Annotated in this window: 18 protein-coding genes; 3 read left to right on the top strand and 15 right to left on the bottom strand. The window is 40.2% G+C overall.

What is annotated here, in order from left to right; all coding sequences use genetic code 11:
- Position 1 precedes the first annotated feature (1 nt).
- Together ACIQAA_RS10210 and ACIQAA_RS10215 are read right to left on the bottom strand one after the other, a co-directional pair.
- Complete coding sequence (locus ACIQAA_RS10210; protein ID WP_402618469.1) at positions 2–652, bottom strand: response regulator; 651 nt, start codon at positions 650–652, stop codon at positions 2–4.
- Entirely contained in the window at positions 627–2,492 is a 1,866-nt protein-coding gene (locus tag ACIQAA_RS10215) for a GAF domain-containing sensor histidine kinase (protein ID WP_402618472.1), read from the bottom strand. The genes ACIQAA_RS10210 and ACIQAA_RS10215 overlap by 26 nt, the downstream gene beginning before the upstream one ends.
- Positions 2,493–2,966: 474 nt before the next feature.
- On the opposite strand from ACIQAA_RS10215, the gene ACIQAA_RS10220 reads away from it, so the two are divergent.
- Positions 2,967–4,775, top strand: coding sequence for a TIGR04190 family B12-binding domain/radical SAM domain protein (locus tag ACIQAA_RS10220; RefSeq protein WP_402618475.1), 1,809 nt, complete (start codon positions 2,967–2,969; stop codon positions 4,773–4,775).
- Positions 4,776–4,805: 30 nt separating this feature from the next.
- Here the strand turns inward: ACIQAA_RS10220 and ACIQAA_RS10225 are convergent, their stop codons facing one another.
- From ACIQAA_RS10225 to ACIQAA_RS10285, 13 genes are all read right to left on the bottom strand, one after another.
- The gene (locus ACIQAA_RS10225; protein ID WP_402618478.1) at positions 4,806–5,513 is read right to left on the bottom strand and encodes an ABC transporter ATP-binding protein; all 708 of its coding nucleotides are present in this window, start codon (positions 5,511–5,513) and stop codon (positions 4,806–4,808) included.
- Complete coding sequence (locus ACIQAA_RS10230; RefSeq protein WP_402618481.1) at positions 5,513–6,292, bottom strand: ABC transporter ATP-binding protein; 780 nt, start codon at positions 6,290–6,292, stop codon at positions 5,513–5,515. The genes ACIQAA_RS10225 and ACIQAA_RS10230 overlap by 1 nt, the downstream gene beginning before the upstream one ends.
- On the bottom strand, positions 6,267–7,241 hold the full coding sequence (locus ACIQAA_RS10235) for a branched-chain amino acid ABC transporter permease (protein ID WP_402618484.1): 975 nt from the start codon (positions 7,239–7,241) through the stop codon (positions 6,267–6,269). The genes ACIQAA_RS10230 and ACIQAA_RS10235 overlap by 26 nt, the downstream gene beginning before the upstream one ends.
- Before the next feature lie 14 nt (positions 7,242–7,255).
- A complete protein-coding gene (locus tag ACIQAA_RS10240; protein WP_402618486.1) occupies positions 7,256–8,134 on the bottom strand; it encodes a branched-chain amino acid ABC transporter permease in 879 nt (292 codons plus the stop codon).
- Positions 8,135–8,232: 98 nt separating this feature from the next.
- Positions 8,233–9,405, bottom strand: a complete 1,173-nt coding sequence (locus ACIQAA_RS10245; protein WP_402618488.1) for an ABC transporter substrate-binding protein — start codon at positions 9,403–9,405, stop codon at positions 8,233–8,235.
- Between the two features lie 291 nt (positions 9,406–9,696).
- Complete coding sequence (locus ACIQAA_RS10250) at positions 9,697–10,896, bottom strand: MFS transporter (RefSeq protein ID WP_402618491.1); 1,200 nt, start codon at positions 10,894–10,896, stop codon at positions 9,697–9,699.
- A 53-nt stretch (positions 10,897–10,949) separates the two neighbouring features.
- A complete protein-coding gene (locus tag ACIQAA_RS10255; RefSeq protein ID WP_402618494.1) occupies positions 10,950–12,809 on the bottom strand; it encodes an ABC transporter ATP-binding protein in 1,860 nt (619 codons plus the stop codon).
- On the bottom strand, positions 12,809–14,539 hold the full coding sequence (locus ACIQAA_RS10260; RefSeq protein WP_402618497.1) for an ABC transporter ATP-binding protein: 1,731 nt from the start codon (positions 14,537–14,539) through the stop codon (positions 12,809–12,811). Before ACIQAA_RS10260 ends, ACIQAA_RS10255 begins: the two co-directional genes overlap by 1 nt.
- Positions 14,540–14,633: 94 nt before the next feature.
- The gene (locus ACIQAA_RS10265; RefSeq protein ID WP_402618500.1) at positions 14,634–14,981 is read right to left on the bottom strand and encodes an ASCH domain-containing protein; all 348 of its coding nucleotides are present in this window, start codon (positions 14,979–14,981) and stop codon (positions 14,634–14,636) included.
- 68 nt (positions 14,982–15,049) lie between these two features.
- Positions 15,050–15,847 (bottom strand): ABC transporter permease subunit, encoded by a 798-nt coding sequence (locus ACIQAA_RS10270; protein WP_402618503.1) that lies wholly within the window; start codon positions 15,845–15,847, stop codon positions 15,050–15,052.
- 28 nt (positions 15,848–15,875) lie between these two features.
- Complete coding sequence (locus tag ACIQAA_RS10275; RefSeq protein WP_402618505.1) at positions 15,876–16,673, bottom strand: ABC transporter permease subunit; 798 nt, start codon at positions 16,671–16,673, stop codon at positions 15,876–15,878.
- A gap of 6 nt (positions 16,674–16,679) precedes the next feature.
- Positions 16,680–17,564, bottom strand: a complete 885-nt coding sequence (locus tag ACIQAA_RS10280) for an ABC transporter ATP-binding protein (protein WP_402618508.1) — start codon at positions 17,562–17,564, stop codon at positions 16,680–16,682.
- 13 nt (positions 17,565–17,577) lie between these two features.
- Entirely contained in the window at positions 17,578–18,201 is a 624-nt protein-coding gene (locus ACIQAA_RS10285; RefSeq protein WP_402618511.1) for a TetR/AcrR family transcriptional regulator, read from the bottom strand.
- A gap of 155 nt (positions 18,202–18,356) precedes the next feature.
- Between ACIQAA_RS10285 and ACIQAA_RS10290 the strand changes: the two genes are divergently transcribed.
- Both ACIQAA_RS10290 and pepT read left to right on the top strand, forming a co-directional pair.
- Positions 18,357–19,331: a nuclease-related domain-containing protein gene (locus tag ACIQAA_RS10290; protein ID WP_402618513.1), complete on the top strand. Its 975-nt coding sequence runs from the start codon at positions 18,357–18,359 to the stop codon at positions 19,329–19,331.
- Positions 19,332–19,840: 509 nt separating this feature from the next.
- Positions 19,841–21,067 carry a peptidase T gene (pepT, locus tag ACIQAA_RS10295; RefSeq protein ID WP_402618516.1) on the top strand — a complete coding sequence of 409 codons (1,227 nt, stop codon included), beginning with the start codon at positions 19,841–19,843 and terminating at the stop codon, positions 21,065–21,067.
- Positions 21,068–21,086 lie beyond the last annotated feature (19 nt).

The raw sequence follows: 21,086 nt of genomic DNA on the forward strand, positions 1-21,086 counted from the left end.
CTTACGATAAAGGTATCAACTGATTTTGCACTGCATAAATAACTACTTGTGAGCGGCTTTTCACTTCAAGTTTTTTAAAAATATTGCTTACATGGATTTTTACTGTTTTATCACTAATAAATAGATTTTGGGCGATTTCTTTATTATTCATTCCTTTTACAAGGCAGAGAAGGACATCCTTTTCTCTTTCGGTCAGCAAAGACTCCTTTTTTTCCACTGCCGCATTCTCTTTTTTCTGAAAAGAAAAGTTTAAAAACTTTTTGGTCATTGAAGGATGAATAACAGATTGTCCCTTCGCTACAGCACGAATCGCATCTACGACATGATCTGAGGGTGCATCCTTTAATAAATATCCATCTGCCCCCTGACGAATGGCTGAAAGGAAATATTCATCATGATTGTACATGGTTAAGATTAATATTTTTATAGCAGGATAAATTCCTTTTATCAATCCGGTAACTTCAATCCCATTCCTTTCAGGTATATTAATATCCATTAAGATGACATCTGGCATGCATTCTTCTACTTTCCCCAGTGCCTCAACTCCATTTACTGCTTCACCAACTACTTCAATATCTGATTCCATACCCAATATATTTTTCAGACCATCCCTCAATACCGCATGGTCATCGACCAGCATTAGCCTTATCATGGATTACCGCCCCCTCTATGCCCATTCTAGGTACAGTTAACGTTATCTCCGTACCAGCCCCTTCTTTACTATCTACCTGCAGCGATGCTTGTATCTTTTCGGCCGCTTCGTTCATGTGCAATATCCCAAAATGGGGATGATTTCGTGCTTTAATCATCGCCTGAAAAAGTGAAAATCCACTTCCATTATCTTTTACCTTTAAGAGGACATGTTCCTTTTGAAAGCTAATTAATATATCAATCTTTGTTGCCTCTGCATGTTTCAGTGCGTTTTGGGTACTTTCTTGGAAAATATCAAAAATAATTTTTTCCACCATCGGACTGAGGTGGAACACTGGACCTCTGGTTTCTAACTTTATAGGCACACTGTGTTCCTTTTGGATCCCATTAATTTTTGTTGCTATCGCCGATAAAAGCCCTTCTCTATCTGTTGGATATGGGCGGAGGGCATAAATAGACTCCCTTACTTCTTTAAGGCACTTTCGTAACTTAACAGTGCTTTCAACCATCAACTGTTGAGACTCTTCAGGTGTTTTCATGAATTTCCGATTGGCTGTATCTAGATTCATAATCGCTCCGGCAAGTGATTGTGCCACACCATCATGGATATCTCTGGCAATCCGATTTCTTTCCTCTAAAATCAACCTTTTTTCCTGTTCCGCAATCAGCCATCTTGTCTTAATTAATACAGCTAATTGATTTGCAAGCGTAGCAGCCGCCTGCTTATCTTCTTCAACAAAGCTTTTCGTTCGGCTCCTTCCAAATATAAAAAGTCCAACGATCTCCTCCTCCAACATTAAAGGCGCATATAATAAGGAATGAATCTCAGGATCCAATAATCCATTAGCAGGACCCCCTGACTCTTTTGTATTCGGATAAACTCTTAAACTTTTTATTTTATCGAAACCCTGAATCCTTTCATCACTTAAAGATAGATTTTCTACTGCTAAACCTACCGCAAACTTTAAATTCCAACTATCCCTATCTTTTTTTAACAATACCCATGCATCTACATCAATAAATTCCTTTAGATTGTCCTTCAAAAAATCCAGCCAATCTGCAGCAGCCATTTTCTTATTTAGTTCTGAAGAAATGCTAAATAGTGCTTTAAGTTTAGCCTTTTCCCTCTTTAAATTCGCAATAATTGAACTTAATAAGGCAAAGCACACAAGGGGGGAAAAGAAGAAAAAAAAGGCGATTGCGTCGATTTCACCTCTGTTTTGATTCCCAAAAAGATGAAAGAAAAAAAGGTAAATAAAAGAAAATGTCAAACTATTAACTTCCTGCCCTGTTTTTTGCCACCAATCCCGAAAATTATAGGTTTGCGGCCTAATCATTAGAAGGAGATCCACAAGTACATTATTCATAACGTAAAAAGGAACCATAATAGAGGTGAAATGAATGATGCCGATCAGCACCTTTGGTTTTCCATCCATTGAATAATGTGAAAACAAATAATCGCCAATCACATAGGCAAAATAAAAACTGACGATTAATAAAGCAGGATTAAAAAACACAATCCGGAGCGGCCGCTTTTTGAACAAATTTACAGCACAGACAACAAGTGCATAGGTAAAAATGGTGTATGCCAGACCTTCCATAACATAAATAGCATAGACAAGAGGAAAGGAAATGGTGATCGTTCCCTTCCATACAGGAAGGGGAAACAGTTCCACAATGAATAAGAAAATAACTAGAAGGACTAAAATCATTGCCTGATTTATTTCTGCTAATTTTAATAAACCATGTTTTACGAAAAACCAGCCGCCGACGCACGAGACGACTAGTAAAAATAGCTTAGACTGCCGTTCCTTAATCTGTAAGGCTGAAGACTCAATCATCCATTCCTCTCCCTATCATTAAAAAATTTTTAATATTCTGTTAAAAATGTACCTAATACATTCTTCGTTAACAAGTGATTTTTTAATAGGTTAATTGGGAAATTTTGTTGTCGCAAAAAATCCCAGACCGGTCCAATGACTTTCACTGACCGATACTGGGACAAACCCTTTAGGTTTGTTATTACTATTATGGCAAATGAATGGTTCATTTCCTATTCTGCTAAAGGATTATTCTTCCGTACTACTTTTGTAGTACCTAGTTTCCACGCAATCTCCACATTGTTGTCACCCGTTTGTCACTCTATTAATCCATTATTATAGTAAGATAAAGGTAGTTAGAAAATAATTACAGTAGTGGATTTTGGCAAGAATTTATCTGGTTTATCACTTTGCCACGTTTAAATCAAAGATAATATGTGAAAACATTCACAATAGTAAAATATAAACTTGATAAAAATGAAAAGGGTGGCTTATATGAAGTATGATTTAGTCCTTTTACACGCCCCAAGTGTATATGACTTTCGTAAAAATTCACTGCTTGCAGGTCCGATCAGCGATGTCGTGCCGTCATCACCGGTATTCGAAATGTATCCCATTGGTCTAACAAGTATTGCTGACTATTTAGAACGGTTCGGCCTTCGTGTAAAAATTATCAATATCGCGAACCGGATGCTGATGAGTGAAAAATTTGATGTAGAAAAGAAGCTTAAAAAAATCAAAACACGTGCTTTCGGAATTGACCTTCATTGGCTGCCGCATGCACATGGCAGTATTGAGTTGGCTAAGATAGTTAAGAAACTTCATCCTGATACACCGATGATTTTCGGGGGCTTATCTGCTACCTATTATCATAAAGAGCTTATTAAATATCCTTTTATTGATTTCGTTATGCGTGGCGACTCAACAGAAAAGCTTATGCTGCTGCTGATGAATAAATTGGAACTTGGAAATATGCACTATGCTGACATTCCAAATCTAACCTGGAAAAAAGGCAGTGAGATTGGTTATAACCCCATCACTTATGTACCAAAGGATTTGGATGATATTGATGTACCAGGCTATCGTTACACCGTCCGCTCTGTCTTTAAATATCGTAACTTCCTTGATCCACTGCCGTACAATGGCTGGCTGCAATATCCAAATACGGCATTACTGACAGCAAGAGGCTGCTCGCAAAACTGTCTCATCTGCGGCGGTTCAAAGGACGCTTATGATCAAAACTGCGGAAGAAGCTCTTTAGCGTTGCGGTCGCCAGAAAAGCTTGTCGAAGACATTCAATTTATTTCACGCTTCAGCCGTGCACCAATCTTTATCCTGCATGACCTTCGCCAGGGAGGACGTGAATATGTAAAAGAATTTTTCAGCCGTCTTAAAGAGCTTACTCTCAAAAATGAAATCGTGTTTGAAATATTCCAATATGCGGGCGAAGAATTTTTCCAAATGATGAATGAAAGTTGTCCAAAATACAGCATTGAAATTACGCTTGAAACCCATGATGAAAAAATCAGACACTACAATGGGAAGTTTAATTGTACGAATCCTAAAGTGATTGAAACGCTTAATTTCGCCTTAAAACATGGTGCCAAAAAAATCGATTTATTCTTCATGACAGGTATTCCTAGCCAGACCTACCAAAGTGCGATTGAAAACATTGATTTCTGTGAAGAAATCCATCTGGCCTGTAATCAAGATCCTAGACTTTTCTACTTTGTCGCGCCGCTTGCACCGTTCCTAGACCCTGCAAGCCCAGCTTTTGAAAATCCAGAGCTTCACGGCTTTAAAAAATTCTGTCATACCCTTGAGGACCACCGCAAGGCGATTACCCAGCCATCATGGAAGCATATGCTAAGCTATGAAACAACACAGATGACACGCGATGATATCTTGAACTCAACCTATGATTCTGCGCAAAAACTTAATGATTTTAAATTAAAATATGGTCTGATTGACCAAGCTGGCTACGAAGAAATTAAAGGCAAGATTGAAAAATCTCCAGCCTACATTGAAAAGATTGATTATGTCCTTTCTCTTTCTGAGGCAGAACAGCAAGTGGAATTAGCAAAGATTCATAAAGAAATTGAAGAATTAAATAAATATAGTATTTGTGGTAAGAACGAGTTAAAGTGGGAGGTTCAAAAAAATTATGCGAACTTCTTCTCCCTTGCATTAGTTGGTTTAGAGCAGCTGTATGAAGAGTATGCAATTAAAATCAAACATGCCTTCCAGCCAAAGCTTCGCCATCAATTCAAACTAGAAACACAACATCAGAACGCAAAAATGTAATCAAAAAAGACGTGTGAAGCACACGTCTTTTTAATGCCCGCCTAGGTAGGCCATTCTTATTTGGTCACTTTGATTTAATTCATCGGAAGAGCCTGAAAGGACAATTTTTCCTGTCTCAATAACATAGGCACGGTCTGCAATCGATAATGCCATGTTCGCATTCTGCTCCACCAACAGGATGGTAGTACCAGACTTGTTAATCTCTTCAATGATTCTAAAAATCGTCTTAACTAAAAGGGGAGCTAGTCCCATTGAAGGCTCGTCTAATAGTAAGAGCTTCGGACGTGCCATCAAGGCTCTGCCCATTGCAAGCATTTGCTGCTCACCGCCTGATAGTGTACCAGACAGCTGCTTACGCCGCTCTAGCAGACGCGGGAACAGGTTGTAGACCTTCTCAAAGTCCTCTTTAATGCCTTGCTTATCTTTTCGTAAATATGCCCCTAATTCGAGATTTTCCTCTACTGACATATTGGCAAACACACGGCGCCCTTCAGGAACATGTGAAAGCCCTTGTTTTACAATCGCCTGTGCTACCTTGCCAGAAATGGATTGACCCTCAAACAAAATACTGCCGTTCTTTGGCTTTAGTAATCCGGAAATCGTCTTTAACAGCGTACTTTTTCCTGCTCCATTCGCTCCAATCAAGGTAACGATTTCGCCTTCATTAATATCGAGAGAAACTCCCTTTAAGGCATGAATATTGCCATAATATACATTAATATCTTCAATTTTCAGCATTACGAAACCTCCTCCCCAAGATATGCTTCGATGACTTTTGGATTATTTCTGATTTGCTCGGGAGTCCCATCCGCAATAAGCTGACCATGGTCAAGCACATAGATTCGTTCACATACCCCCATCACAAGGAGCATGTCATGTTCAATCAAAAGAATGGTTAAATCAAACTTTTTACGAATTAAGGCAATTAAATTCATTAATTCTTCTGTTTCCTGTGGATTCATACCCGCTGCGGGTTCATCCAGCAGCAATAATTTCGGATTCGCTGCCAGCGCCCTGGCAATCTCTAGACGGCGCTGCTGACCGTACGGCAGATTCTTTGCCTTTTCATGCAAAACATTATCTAAATGAAAGATTTTCAAAAACTCAATCGCCTTTTCCTCCATATATTTTTCCTCTGAAAAGTGCTTAGGGAGACGGAAGATTGAACTCATAATGGAGTGCTTAGCAAGGGAGTGGTAGGCTACCTTTACATTATCAAGCACCGACAATTCATTAAACAAACGAATGTTTTGAAAGGTTCTGCTGATTCCCTTTTTAGTAATCTTATAGGGTGCTAATCCATTTAATTTATCTCCATCCAACTCAATACTGCCTTCAGTTGGTACATAGACGCCTGTTAACAAGTTAAAGAATGTTGTTTTACCGGCACCATTCGGTCCAATTAACCCTACTAATTCACCTTGCTTTAATTCGAGGTTCACGTCAGAAACAGCCTTTAATCCGCCAAAACGGATGCCTGCATTATTTACTTTAAGCAACGGGTTGTTTGCTGTCATCGTTGACTCCTCCTTTTGCAGACTTTCCAAACTTAAAGAATGAGGTTAATTCTCTTGTTCCCATAATTCCTTGTGGACGGTAAAGCATCATAATGATTAATACTAAGCTGTAAATAATCATCCGTAATTCAGGATAGCTTTGCAGGAAGGTAGAAACAATCGTTAACAGGATTGCAGCCAATACTGCACCTGACATGCTTCCTAACCCGCCTAGAACGACAAAGATTAAGATATCAAAAGATTTTAAGAAACCGAAGTTTGTCGGCTGGATAATGAAAAAGTTGTGCGCATATAAGGCACCCGCGACACCGGCAAAAAAGGCACCGATGGCAAACGCGATTACCTTATAGTAAGTAGTGTTAATCCCCATGGCGTCAGCCGCAATTTCATTTTCTCTAACAGAGATACAAGCTCGTCCATGAGTTGAATTGGTAAAGTTCCTGATGACAAGAAGTGTTAAAAGGATACTTCCAAATAGCCATGGCCAAGTAGTGAGCTGCGTGACGGTCATTCCGCTTGCTCCGCCGACATATTCAATATTTAAAAAGACAATCCGGACAATTTCCCCAAACCCAAGCGTGGCAATTGCTAGATAATCTCCTTTTAGCCGAAGTGTAGGAATACCAATAATTAAGCCTGCAATGGCAGCTGCTACTCCTCCCGCCACTAATCCAAGCGCGAAAGGAAGCTCTAATTTCATTGTAATAATCGCAGAGGCATAAGCGCCTACAGCAAGGAAGCCTGCATGTCCAATCGAAAACTGACCGGTAATTCCAATAATCAGATGTAAACTCGCAGCAAGAATAATATTGATACCAATAAAATAAAGTGTGTTTACATAAAAGAAATTAATTATTTCTCCGGTAATTAAAAATTGCATGACAACACCAAAAACAATGGCTAAAACGATTGATGACCAAAAACCTTTCGCTGATTTGAGAATATTCATCGCTATAGCCCCCCTTACACTTTTTCCCGTACATTTTTACCGAATAAACCGGCTGGACGGAAAATCAAAATTAAGATTAGTACAACAAACGCTACGCCATCTCGCCATAATGAGAAGCCCGCAGCACTTACAAGCGACTCAATGACACCCAATAACAAGCCGCCAACCATTGCGCCTGGAATAATTCCAATACCGCCAAGTACGGCCGCAACGAAGGCTTTAAGACCTGGAATAATCCCCATTAGTGGCTCAATTTTTGTATAGTACATTCCAAAAGCAACACCCGCTGCACCTGCTAACGCTGACCCAATCGCAAACGTTGCGGAAATGGTGTTGTTTACGTTAATTCCCATCAGTCTTGCGGCATCCATATCGTGGGAAACTGCACGCATTGCTTTTCCAATTTTTGTTTTATGAACAATAAATTGTAATAAAATCATTAAAGCGACAGATGTACCTAATATCAACAATGATTGACTGCTTACCTTAACTCCAAGGAAATCAATGCTTGTTGCCGGAATAAGATCGCTTGGATAAGCCTCTGGCTGAGCACCACGAACATAAATCATCCCATATTCAATGAGCAGGGATACGCCAATCGCAGTAATAAGTGCCGCGATCCTGGTGGCATTACGCAAAGGTTTATAGGCGATTCTTTCAATTAAAACCCCTAAGATGGCACAAGTTGCCATGGAAATGAGCAGGGAAGGAAAAAATCCTAAATCTAATATAGTAATAGAATAGAAACCGATAAATGCACCGACCATGAAGACGTCTCCATGGGCAAAGTTAATTAATTTTACAATTCCGTAGACCATCGTATAACCAAGGGCAATCAAGGCATAAATACTGCCTAACGACACCCCGTTGACCAGCTGTTGTAAAAATTCCATGTCTAAGTCTCCTCCTAAAATAAGGAAAATATCATCTAAATAGGAATAGGGAGATTTCCATTCTCCCTATTCTTTTATTCCACTATAAAATTTGTCTATTAAGGATTTACTTTTGTATTAAATTCTTGCTTGCCGCCTTTGTATTCTAAGATAACAGCTGCTTTGATAGGGTCATGGTTCTTATCAAGCTTCAAATTACCTGATACAAGCGCAAGGCCGTCTGTTTCTTCAAGTGCTTTTTTGATTTTCTCAGGGTCGCCGCTTCCTGCACGTTTAATGGCATCTGCAAGGTAGTAAGCAGTGTCATAGCCTAACGCAGCAAACGCATCAGGAGATTTACCATCATATTTACCTTCGAACGCTTTTACGAAATCTTGTACTTTTGGATCAGAATCTCCAGAAGAATAGTGATTTGTAATAAATGTGTTGTTTAACGGATCCGCACCTGCAATATCTACTAGAGTAGGAGAGTCCCAGCCATCGCCGCCCATGATAGGAACAGTAATTCCAAGTGCACGAGCTTGCTTGATAATTAATCCAACTTCTTCATAAAATCCAGGAAGGAAGATGAATTCTGGATTCTTTGCTTTGATATTCGTTAAGATTGCGTTGAAATCAGTATCCTTTGCTACATATGCTTCTTCAGCAACAACCTTACCGCCATTTCCTTCAAATGACTCTTGGAAAGATGCTGCAAGACCTTTTGAATAGTCGCTGGAGCTGTCAATAATGATCGCTGCATTTTTTACTTTACGATCTTTTGAAGCAAAGTTAGCCGCTACAGTCCCTTGGAATGGATCGATAAAACAAGTACGGAATACAAAGTCATTAAGGACTCCATCCTTGCTTGTAATTGTCGAGTTTGTTCCAGTTGGTGTGATCAATGGAGTTTTGTTTTTCTGAGCAATTTCCACCTGTGCTAATGTATTTGTACTTGTAGCTGCTCCCACGATAGCTGAAACTTTATCTTGGCTGATTAGCTTAATGGCACCGTTTGTTGCTTCCGCCGCATCAGATTTATTATCGAAGGTTACGAGCTCCAACTTTTTGCCATCAATACCTTCTTTGTTGATCTCTTCAATGGCCAATTTCAGACCTTCTTCAATCGACTGACCGTAAGAAGCTACCCCGCCTGAAAGTTCAAGGTTGGCACCGATTTTAACAGTTTCGCCATCCTTTTCCCCGCTTGTACTTGATGAGTTGCAGCCTGCCATAACACCTGCCGCCATCATGAACGACATAAAAATACCTGCTAGTTTTTTCTTTCTCACTGTCTATACCCCCTATTTTTGAATAGTCCCCTTTACCCGTTGTTTATCTCCGAGATGTTTAAAAAAAGATAATATTCTGAAAACATTGTACAAAATAAATTCCTGTTCGTCTAGTAGTATCTGCGTTATTTTAATATAATTCTGAAAAATTAATATAATTATGAATTCCTACTATTGTCATAGGGTTAAATAGATGATTTTAGGGCTTTTATGCATTAAAGGATTAAAATCATACTGTGTTAAAAAACAAAAGAGAGATTCCTAAATAGAAATCTCTCTCACCTAAAAATATTATACTAATATTTTGTTTTTTGTTTCTTTTCCTAAAAAGATAACGGCTAATGCAGCGATGAAAACCGAGATACAAAAGATCGTAAAAATAGTGGCAATCGATGTTTCTTGTGCTACCAGATATCCTACCAATAAGGGGCCCAGCACCCCACCTAACCTGCCAAATGCCGCTGCTGAACCTGAACCAGTGCCGCGGATAATGGTAGGATATTGTTCTGGAGTATAGGCATATAATCCGCCCCATGCCCCAAGATTAAAGAAGGATAAAAGAATTCCTGATGTGATTAACAGGGCCGTCGACTCTGCATTTCCAAACATAAAAGCACTGATTGCCGTACCAATTAGGTAGACAGCTAAGACAAATTTCCGGCCGAACCTTTCAATACACCATGCAGCTGTAAAATAACCCGGCAATTGAGCAAGCGTCATAATCAACACATATCCAAAGCTTTTAATGAGACTAAAACCTTTCAACACCATCACACTCGGGAGCCATAAAAACATGCCATAATAGGAAAAGACAACACAGAACCAAACAATCCATAACATCGTTGTTCTGCGGCGATACTCATTGGTCCATAAATTAGCGATACTTTGGAAGGCAGAAATCTTTTCTTTATCCTTAATCGCTTCAAATCTAGGCGAGTCGGGTAATCCAACACGTAGATATAAAGCATACAATGCAGGTGTCGCACTAATTAACAAGGCTGTCTGCCAGCCAAACTTCGGAATAATAAAATAGGAAATGACTGCTGCAATCAGCCAGCCGGCAGCCCAAAAGCTTTCAAGTAACACCACGATTCTCCCTCGTTTTTCTGCCGGAACGCTTTCCGAAACAAGAGTCGATGCAACAGGAAGTTCGCCGCCTAGGCCCATTCCAATAAAAAATCTTAATATAAGAAAAATCGTAATCGATGTGGCAAATGCGGAAATCCCGCTTCCAATTGAAAATAATAATAAGGTAATGATAAAAACATTTTTACGGCCAATTCGGTCTGCCATTAAGCCAAAAAGTAATGCCCCGACCGCCATTCCGATCGATTGAATGCTGCCAATCCAGCCCATTTGTTGGGCCGTTAAATCCCACTCCACACTTAATGCTGCAATAATGAAGGAAAGCATCCCAACATCCATCGCGTCAAACATCCAGCCCGTACCAGAAACCCAGAGCAATCTCCGGTTAGAAATCTCTTTTTTCATAACCTGCCCCCTTAAAAATACCATTAGTGACATTATTCCCTAATGAATGATCATTAATCTACTGCAATTTCAACGTTTTTAAATTGATTGTAGAACATATTAAAGTATCTGCCTTGCTGATCCATGAGTTCACCGTGATTTCCTTGTTCTACAATTTTCCCATTTTCAATCACCATAATTCTATCCGCGTCACGAATGGTGTTTAAACGATGGGCAATAATAAAGCTTGTCCTGCCCTTCATCAGAGATAGCAGTGCCTCTTGAATATGAAGCTCGGTACGCGTATCAATACTGCTTGTGGCCTCATCTAATATCAATACGGCTGGCTTTGCGAGAATCACCCTGGCAATCGCAATCAACTGGCGCTGCCCTTGACTTAAGTTTCCGCCGTTTTCTGAGAGGATTGTCTCATATTGATTAGGCAGACGTTTAATAAAAGCATCCGCATTGGCCATCTTAGCCGCACGAATGACTTCCTCATCACTTGCCGCAGGCTTTCCATACTTAATATTATCCTTAATCGTCCCTGAAAATAGATACGTATCCTGCAAAACAAAGCCGAAACAGCTTCTTAAGCTATCGCGGGTATAGTCACGAATGTCACGGCCGTCTAACAAAATCCTGCCCTCTGTCACATCATAAAATCTTGTCAGCAAATTAACGATTGTCGTTTTTCCCGCTCCCGTTGGTCCAACTAACGCCGTACTGCTGCCAATATCACTTTCAAAACTAACATTTTTTAATATCGGTACATCGCCCCGGTAACCGAAGCTGACATTTTCAAACACAACATGTCCCATTGGATTGTCCAGCACAACCGCATCCTGCACATCATCTGGTTCCTCTTGCTCGTCGAGTATTTCAAATACGCGCTCCGCACCGGCAACACCTGACTGGAGCATATTGAAAATTTGCGCAAGGTCATTCAACGGCCGGACAAACTGACGAGAGTAGGTGATAAAGCTCGCAATCGCGCCTACAGTAATCATATTCTCAACAGCAAGAAATCCCCCTGTTACGGCGACAATGGCAAAGCCTAAATTGTTGATTACATTCATGATTGGCATGAGAAAGCCGGACCAAATCTGCGCCTTAAGGCCAACCTCACGCAGTTTCTGATTGACCTCTTCAAACTCTGAGATCACTTTTTCTTCATGATTGAAGGCTTTCACTACCTCAATGCCTGAAATGGTTTCCTCAATTTGTCCATTTAGTTTTCCCAGCTGGATTTGCTGATCTTTAAACAGGACACTGGTTCTTTTTGCAATCGTCTTGGTTAACAGAAAGACAAGCGGAACCGTTACTAAGCTTGCCGCCGTCAAAATCGGACTCAAAATCAGCATCATAATGAATGAACCGCTGATAACAATGACACCTGACATCAGCTGTGTTGTCGATTGAGAGATGGTACTGCTGACATTATCAATATCGTTTGAAAGCCGGCTCATTAATTCTCCATGTGTCCGCTTGTCAAAAAAAGCCACTGGCAGTTTTTGCAGCTTTTTAAAAAGCGCATTCCGCAATCGTTTGACGATTCTTTGCGAGACACCCGCCATCAGCCAGCCCTGCAAAAACGTCAACACCGCATCTAAAATGAATGCCGATATTAGAATCATCACCATAACTTCAAGAAAATTAAAATCTACTTGTTTATCCAGGCTTATCGCATCAACCGCTTTTCCGATTAAAAAAGGAGAAAGCAGTGATAATGATGAGCTCAATAAGATGAACAAAAACACAAGGCTGAGCATTTTTCTTTCATTGCCAAAATAATGCCATAACCTCTGCATTGTTTCTTTAAAGTTCTTTGGTTTTACAATCGGTGCCCCCCGGCGATTGCCTCCAAAGCCGCCAGGTCTTCCCGGTATCGATAGGGGAGGAGGAGTGTTTGATTGATTGGCTGTTTTTGACATTAGAGGGCCACCTCCTTACCGACTTGTGATTGATAGATTTCCTGATAAACCTTGCAGTCTTTTAATAAATCATCGTGTTTTCCAATTCCAACGATTTCCCCATGGTCCATGACGACAATTTTATCGGCATCGATAATCGAGGTAATCCGCTGTGCAATAAGCAGACAGGTAAGACCTTTTGCATATTTTTTTAAGCCCGCTTTAATCCTTGCCTCCGTGGTGACGTCAACCGCACTAGTACTATCATCTAAAATCAAAATTTCCGGATTTTTAATTAATGCCCTTGCGATCGATAGCCGCTGCTTTTGACCTCCAGAAAAATTGACTCCGCCTTGCCCGATTCTTGTTTGATATCCCTCAGGTGAAGCACTAATAAAGTCATGTGCACCGGCAATCTCTGCCGCTTTTATGATTTCTTCGGTTGAGGCGTCTTCCTTTCCCCATTTAATGTTTTCCTCGACAGTTCCTGTAAAAAGAATTGTTTTTTGCGGAACAAAGGCGATCTTTTCCCGCAGTCTTTTAGGGTCAGCACGCTGTATCTCCTCACCATCCACCTTGATACTTCCGGCACTCACATCATAAAAACGGGGAATTAAGCCAACAAGGGTGCTTTTCCCTGAGCCTGTCGAGCCAATAATTCCGACTGTCTCACCTGGTGAGATTGATAGATTAATAGTTTTCAATACGGGTTCGCCGCTTGTTCCTTCATAAGAAAAGGAGACATTGTTAAACTCTATTCTTCCTTTTTCCACGAGAGGAGGGGCCAGTCCATCTTCCCAGGTTAGGTCATCCTCCTGGGAAAAGACCTCACTGATTCTGACAGCGGAGGTTTTCGCACGGACAAACATATTAAATACCATCGAAATCATCATTAATGAGAACAAAATTTGCGTCATGTAGTTAATAAAAGCAATAATATGTCCAACCTGAACATTGCCATTCGTCACGCCGTAACCGCCAATCCAGAGGACAGCGACAATACCCAGGTTAACCGTCAACATAATTGCGGGGCTGAATACTGCCATTAACCTTGTGGCAGAAATCGATTGCTTTTTAAACTCTTCATTTGTCTTATCAAATTTGTTGACTTCAACATCAAAACGATTGAAGGCTTTCACTACGCGGACACCAGATAAGTACTCACGCATTACACCGTTAACACGATCTAAAGCTTTTTGTACTTTTGAGAACATGGGGAACCCAAGTCTTAGATTTAGAATAATAAATATGGCAACAATTGGGACAACAACTGCCAATACGGCGGATAGATGAAGGTTTAACCGAGTTGCCATGATTAAGCCGCCGATGGCTAAAAGCGGTGATTTTACAAAAATCCGCATTAACCCATTGGCAAAAACTTGTACCTGGGTCACATCATTAGTCAGCCTCGTGACGAGCGACGCTCGCTCGAAACGGTCAATATTTTTGAATGACAGCGTTTGGATTTTTTTATATAAGTCGGACCGTAACTCTGACCCAAAGCTTTGCGAGACAATACTGGCTAATATACTTCTGGTAGAGGCAGCAATTGCACCAAAAAGGGTAATCAGGAGCATTAATCCGCCCATTTTTAATACGTAGTTTAAATCTCTGCCAGCAACACCAACATCTATGATTTTTGCCATGATCGTTGGCATTAACAAATCGCTTATCGCCTCAAAGGTTAAAAATAAAACAGCTAAGCTAAAAGACTTCCAATATTTCTTTATGTATTTTGCTAAAAACCCCATGAACCTTCACCTCGAGGAAATCTTTTCAAATTTATGGATAAAGCTATTATAGCAAAAAAAGTATGAGTTCTATGATAAGAACTCATACTTTTAATTAATCTTCGAGCGGGCGAAATTCATGAACCCAAACACGCATTTGCGGGAGCCATGGCATCCCAGGATGATAGGCAAGAATGGATTGCTTATACTCTTCAACCGTAGGGTAGCCCTCGCGGCGAGCGTCTTCATCCGTCAATTCACCTAAGCTTTGTGAATAGACTCGTTCCACGACAAATCGACGTCCTTCAAGTGTCATAATTTCTCCCGGATCGGCATATCTTCCATTTCTGCGGGTTGCGGTCTTTTCTCCTGCAAGCACCTTTTTAACATCACTTTCCATTGTTACTAAACGTTCAATGGAGCATGTTTTTGGCGGTAGTGTAGTGTTTTCATTTTGGCTCATAGTGTTATCCTCCTTTTTCCAATTGCACTTGCACTATTTTAACACTATAACCATGTTATTAAAAACGTTTATACATTCAAATCTCTTTTTTTATAAAAGATAAATGTCGCGGCTGTAAATGCAGCAATCAGGACACCGGATAATAATACAAAGATGAGCTCAAAACCGTCGCCGAACATCACATTTTTTGCCTCGAAATATTTAAACGGGGTGAGGTATTTTAAGCCTTCTATATTTTCGTTTAAATCAATCGCAACCGAGATCACATACGTAAGCAAAAGAACACCGGCCGCAAAGGAAGCCGCTGTTTTAGACTTCCTTTTAACGGCTGCAAGGGAGCTGCCGATCACCATAAATAACAGCTGCAAAATAAACATCCCCGCCATTGTTATCGCAATATCCCCTGTCACCACCTCACCATTGCTATATTTACCAACTAAAACCAGTGATGAAACGAATGTGACGATATTCAGGAATAAGATATTTACGAATGCCGCACCCAATTTTGCTGTAATAATCTCATTCCTTGATACAGGTTTAACAAATAAAAACTCGGTCGTTTTGTCCCGCGCTTCTTTTGCAATAATCGTTGCACCGAGCATGGCAGCATGAATGCTCGCCATTAATAACAAATAGATAAATAGTAATCCGTAATAACCACTTGCTGTGGAGATATCAAACTCACCAATTCCCAACACAGCAAGCAATGATTTGGGCATTCCTGCCAGCATTTCATTCATCGGCTGCCCAGAAGAAGATAGACTCTCATATTTAACCATCCCTGACGCGACCATTAGGAATATACCTATACTCCAAAAAATCAGTGATTTTCTATGTGACTTCATTTCTTTTAAAAAAATATTCATCCTTCCATCATCCTCCTTTGGGCGGCTTTTATACCGTATGGATATCCTTTTTAGCATAAATGAAATAACTGATTCCAATTGCTATGATAATGAACCCTGCGCCAGTAATTAAGAAGGAAGCTTCATAGTTAGATTGTTCCATGATATAGGCTGTGTCAAAGTATTTAAACGGGGAAAGATAACGTTTTACTTCATCACCGGAAGTCGAGCTGAACATCCCCAAAAAGTAAAAGGCAAAAACTGTTGCCAGTGACACCGTTAACACTGATTTTATCTTTTGAAAAATAATTGAAACGATGATTCCTATTCCTAAAAAAATCAATTGTGTGAATAAGACAGTCAATGAAAGCAGGACGAAAATGCCAACTTCAAAATCTTCCGCTGCTGCCTGGTAGGCTAGTAGTGTGGCTGCTGCTATATAAAAAATATTAGTTATAACAATTGAAATGAGGGCGGCCAATAGTTTGTTTGTCAAAACAGCGGTACGTGTAACCGGCTTTGTTAATAGAAAATCAGCTGTTTTTTCCCTGACCTCTTTGCTGACAATACTCGTACCAAGATTCATTGCCTGAATCGCACCGCAAAGAGTTACAAACGACAGGCCATAACAATAGAATCCAAGGATTGAAAAGAAATTATCGAGATTAATTCCGAATGCTTCTCTGAGCGTAGCTGGATACCCTTCAAGCAGCTTTCTAAACTCTTCCGTATCCTTTGTAAACGAAGGAAAAAATGACATGAACAGCGCTGCTATGGCAATTAATGATATCGTCCAAACAATCGTAGACTTCCGATAAGCCCTTAATTCATGCAACAATATATTCATCGTTTTTTACGCCTCCTTTTCGTAGTAGTGCATAAAAATCTCCTCGAGGTCTGGCTCTTCAATCCATAGATTGGTAATTTCTATGTCAGCAATTTTTTTCATGACTTCGTTGATATTCCCTTTAAATAAAAAGCTCGTAAGGTTATCCTTGGATTCCAACTTATTTACACCTGTGAGGTTGAAGTAATTTGGATCGAGGGCTGATTTTGTTTCTACTTTAAATTTTTTATAGGTATTCTCTTTTAAGGTACTGATCTTCTCAACGGTAACAATCCTGCCTTCTTTAATAATCGCAACCCGATTACACAAGCGCTGAACCTCCGTTAATATATGAGAGGAAAATAGAATCGTGGCACCTTTTCTATTCTCTTCCTCAAGTAGCTCAAAGAACTTTTGCTGCATGAGGGGGTCTAAGCCGCTTGTAGGTTCATCGAGTATGATAAGTTTTGGCTCATGGAGCAGCCCTTGAACAATCCCGACCTTCTTTTTATTTCCCAGTGAAAGGTCATCAATTTTTTTAGAGAGATCTAAATCCATAATTTCAGCCAACTCTTTGATTCTCTTACTGCAATCCTTTTTATAAAAACTAGCTGAATAGTTTAATAGTTCTTTTACCTTCATATTGTCATAGTAGAATACCTCAGATGGTAAATAACCAATTTCCTTTTTAATTTCAGGCGCAAATTGGACAGAGTCTTTTCCAAAAATAGTTGCACTGCCGCTGGTTGGGTAAATGAGTGAAAGGAGTGTCCGAATGGTGGTCGATTTTCCTGCACCATTTGGACCAATAAAACCAAAAATCTCGCCTTCTTCAACGTTAAAGCTGATATCGCTAATCCCTCTTGCTTTGCCGTATGTCTTTGTAAGATTCTTAATCTCAATCACATTCATCGTCACTGCCCCCTTATTTATAAAAGCATGTAATGAAAATATCAAAATACTCTTCTGCTTCCAGAAAGACTTTTTCATAATCAATCTTGTGACCAGGGATCATTTTTGCTTTGTGGAGCTCTTCATCACTCATTTTTTCAAACGTCCATGTGATGACCTTTAAGATTTTTTCGACATCCACGTCATCCCTAAATTTTGAGAGGTCGATTCCATCGTAAATAATCCCTATATTAACCGCGTTAAGTTCCCGCTTCTTTTTATCAAATTCATCTTTTATTTCCGGTGAATCCTGCATAAATGCTTCTTGGATAAACGTTAAGATTTCTGGGTATTTTGTCTGCAGATCCATTTTGATGAGTACAGATTGACGGATTCTCTTAAAAAAGTCCCTTTCTGTTAAATCAACCTTTTTATAAAACTCATCAGCAACGAGGTTGTAGCAATAATCAAATAGAAAGAAAAACAACTGCTTTTTGCTTTGAAAATAATGAAAGAGCAGCCCCTTTGAGATTCCAGCTTCCTTTACAATTTCATTCGTTGAGGCGCTATCATATCCTTTCTGGGCAAATTCCTTAATTGCTGCATTTATTATGCGGTCCTGCTTTTCCGTATCCAGGCTTAAAAATTTCGAAAACATACTGGCTGGCCCCTTTCGATTTATCATTGACCACATCAGTCAATTACAGTTTACTCCCGTTGACTCATCTGGTCAATGTTAGATAAGTTATATTTTTTACAAAATTATGAAGTTTATATATTTTGGATGGGGGATGTGCTAGGATACGTGTGGAGGTGAAAAACATTAATAGTAAAGAACGATCCGACTCAATAACGTTAAAGGGCTTAATTGCTGCCCAAAGCAGGATGTCTGCTAATCATCCTACCGTAGCTATACTATCTTCTAAACAATCCATGATTGAAGCTGGAATTGGCGGGGAGGAGCGCGTTGCCGAGGTCCTTGGGAGGTATAAGTTCCCATTTAAAAATAACATTTTCCACGACTTATCACTTTGCTCCGACAGTTACTTTCAAATTGACCACTTAGTAAAAACACCCTATTATGGCGTAATCTTAGAAACCAAAAATTTAGCCGGAAGCTTAGAATTCAGGGATAATCCCCCGCAGCTAATTCAAAAACGGGAAGACGGACAAATAAAATATTACGAAAGTCCAGTCGTTCAATTGGAGCGCAATATCGAACTCTTCTCCGCATGGTTATCCGAGCGGAATATTGACTTACCCCTTTATGGCGCCATTGTATTAGCCTATCCGAAACAACATGTGGAAATTCCACCTGCCGATACTAAGATACTGTTCCCGAACCTGGTCCCGCCTTTTATCAAAAGCCTTCCACAGCAAGGAAAGGGACTGTCTGCATCTACTTTTAACTGGTTATCTGCTGAACTGATTAGGTGTCATCAAACCTACATTCCGAAACCCATTTGTGAATCTTATCAAATTCCAATACAGGATGTTCAACCAGGGGTGCGGTGTATATCCTGCGGGAAGATTGGGATGATCAAAATATCTAGGTCGTGGCACTGTCCAGTTTGTAAGGTGAACAATCATCTAGCTCATGAGCCGACCTTGGCCGAGTGGTTTTTAGTGGTGAAGAGAACGATTACCAATCGGGAGTGCCGTGAGTTTTTGCAAATAAATGATAAATTCACTGCAAATCGAATATTACAAAGTATGAATTTTAAAAGTCACGGAACCTATCGAAACCGGACCTATTTTATGGACTTAAGGACTATTATCCGCAACTAATTTCGGCTATCCGTAACTAATCTCTGCTATCCACAACTAATCTCTGCTATCCGCAACTAATCTCTGCTATCCGCAACTAATTTCGGCTATCCGCAACTAAGGCTCGGCTATCCGCAACTAATCTCTGCTATCCGCAACTAATTCTGGCTATCCGCAACTAATCTCTGCTATCCGCAACTAATCTCTGCTATCCGCAACTAATCTCAGCCATCCGCAACTAATCTCAGCCATCCGCAACTAATCTCAGCCATCCGCAACTAATCTCAGCCATCCGCAACTAATCTCAGCCATCCGCAACTAATTTCGGCTATCCGCAACTAATCTCAGCTATCCACAACTAAGGCTCGGCTATCCGCAACTAATCTCAGCTATCCGCAACTAATCTCAGCTATCCGCAAGTATTCCAATCCAAGATACCTATTTTCAGCACCCCCACCCTCCGATTTCCACCCGGCCTGTTCAACGTGCTATTATTAGTTTGTAAAATTGATAAGGGGAGTGCTGCTAGAGTGAAGAATGAGATTATTAAGAGGTTTACTTCCTATGTGAAGGTGGATACGCAGTCGAATGAGAGCAATGAAAGCTGTCCTTCTACACCTGGACAACTTACGTTAGCCAATATGCTCGTTGAGGAGCTAAAGTCAATTGGTATGCAAGAGGTAACCATCGATGAAAATGGGTATGTGATGGCAACTCTCCCGTCCAATACGGATAAGGATGTGCCAACAATCGGCTTCTTAGCTCACGTCGATACTGCAACCGATTTCACAGGCAAGAACGTGAATCCGCAAATCATTGAAAACTATGATGGGAACGATATCCCTCTAAACGCGAACGTCACCATGACAACGAAGGATTTCCCAAGCCTGCCAAGCTATAAAGGGCACACGCTGATTACCACGGATGGTACTACACTGCTTGGAGCAGATAACAAGGCAGGGATTGCGGAAATCATGACCGCAATGTCTTACCTGATTCAACACCCAGAAATTAAGCACGGTAAGGTTCGCGTTGCGTTCACACCAGATGAGGAGATTGGCAGAGGTCCACATAAGTTTGACGTTGCTGCCTTTAACGCTAAATACGCTTACACTGTGGATGGCGGACCGCTAGGGGAGTTAGAATACGAAAGCTTTAATGCTGCGGCTGCAAAGATCACAATCAAGGGCACCAATATCCATCCAGGTTCAGCAAAAGATAAAATGGTGAATTCAATGAAGATTGCCATGGAATTACATAGCCAGCTGCCAGCATTGGAGGCACCTGAACATACAGAGGGTTATGAAGGTTTCTACCATCTGATTTCCTTCAACGGTGATGTTGAACAAACGAAAATGTACTATATTATCCGAGATCACGACAAAGAAATCTTCGAGGCGAGAAAAAAGAGAATCAACGATATTGTTGATCTGCTAAATGAAAGATACGGAAAAGACACCGTCCATTTAGAATTGAATGACCAGTATTACAATATGGGTGAAAAAATCAAACCGGTTATGGAAATCGTTGACATTGCCCAACATGCAATGGAGAGTTTAGATATTAAACCGCTTATTAAACCAATCCGCGGCGGTACGGATGGTTCTCAGCTTTCTTATATGGGTCTGCCAACTCCGAATATTTTTACAGGCGGAGAAAACTTCCACGGAAAGTATGAATTTATCTCTGTTGATAATATGATTAAAGCAGCCCACACCGTCATTGAAATAACAAAACTTTTCGAACAAAAAGCATAATATTAAGCCCAACTGATTG

This window comes from Neobacillus sp. NPDC093182, from assembly GCF_044754045.1.

Coding starts and splice junctions, on each gene's coding strand:
- ACIQAA_RS10210 (WP_402618469.1), bottom strand. CDS start 652: ATGATAAGGCTAATGCTGGTCGATGACCATGCGGTATTGAGGGATGGT.
- ACIQAA_RS10215 (WP_402618472.1), bottom strand. CDS start 2,492: ATGATTGAGTCTTCAGCCTTACAGATTAAGGAACGGCAGTCTAAGCTA.
- ACIQAA_RS10220 (WP_402618475.1), top strand. CDS start 2,967: ATGAAGTATGATTTAGTCCTTTTACACGCCCCAAGTGTATATGACTTT.
- ACIQAA_RS10225 (WP_402618478.1), bottom strand. CDS start 5,513: ATGCTGAAAATTGAAGATATTAATGTATATTATGGCAATATTCATGCC.
- ACIQAA_RS10230 (WP_402618481.1), bottom strand. CDS start 6,292: ATGACAGCAAACAACCCGTTGCTTAAAGTAAATAATGCAGGCATCCGT.
- ACIQAA_RS10235 (WP_402618484.1), bottom strand. CDS start 7,241: ATGAATATTCTCAAATCAGCGAAAGGTTTTTGGTCATCAATCGTTTTA.
- ACIQAA_RS10240 (WP_402618486.1), bottom strand. CDS start 8,134: ATGGAATTTTTACAACAGCTGGTCAACGGGGTGTCGTTAGGCAGTATT.
- ACIQAA_RS10250 (WP_402618491.1), bottom strand. CDS start 10,896: ATGAAAAAAGAGATTTCTAACCGGAGATTGCTCTGGGTTTCTGGTACG.
- ACIQAA_RS10255 (WP_402618494.1), bottom strand. CDS start 12,809: ATGTCAAAAACAGCCAATCAATCAAACACTCCTCCTCCCCTATCGATA.
- ACIQAA_RS10260 (WP_402618497.1), bottom strand. CDS start 14,539: ATGGGGTTTTTAGCAAAATACATAAAGAAATATTGGAAGTCTTTTAGC.
- ACIQAA_RS10265 (WP_402618500.1), bottom strand. CDS start 14,981: ATGAGCCAAAATGAAAACACTACACTACCGCCAAAAACATGCTCCATT.
- ACIQAA_RS10270 (WP_402618503.1), bottom strand. CDS start 15,847: ATGAATATTTTTTTAAAAGAAATGAAGTCACATAGAAAATCACTGATT.
- ACIQAA_RS10275 (WP_402618505.1), bottom strand. CDS start 16,673: ATGAATATATTGTTGCATGAATTAAGGGCTTATCGGAAGTCTACGATT.
- ACIQAA_RS10280 (WP_402618508.1), bottom strand. CDS start 17,564: ATGAATGTGATTGAGATTAAGAATCTTACAAAGACATACGGCAAAGCA.
- ACIQAA_RS10285 (WP_402618511.1), bottom strand. CDS start 18,201: ATGTTTTCGAAATTTTTAAGCCTGGATACGGAAAAGCAGGACCGCATA.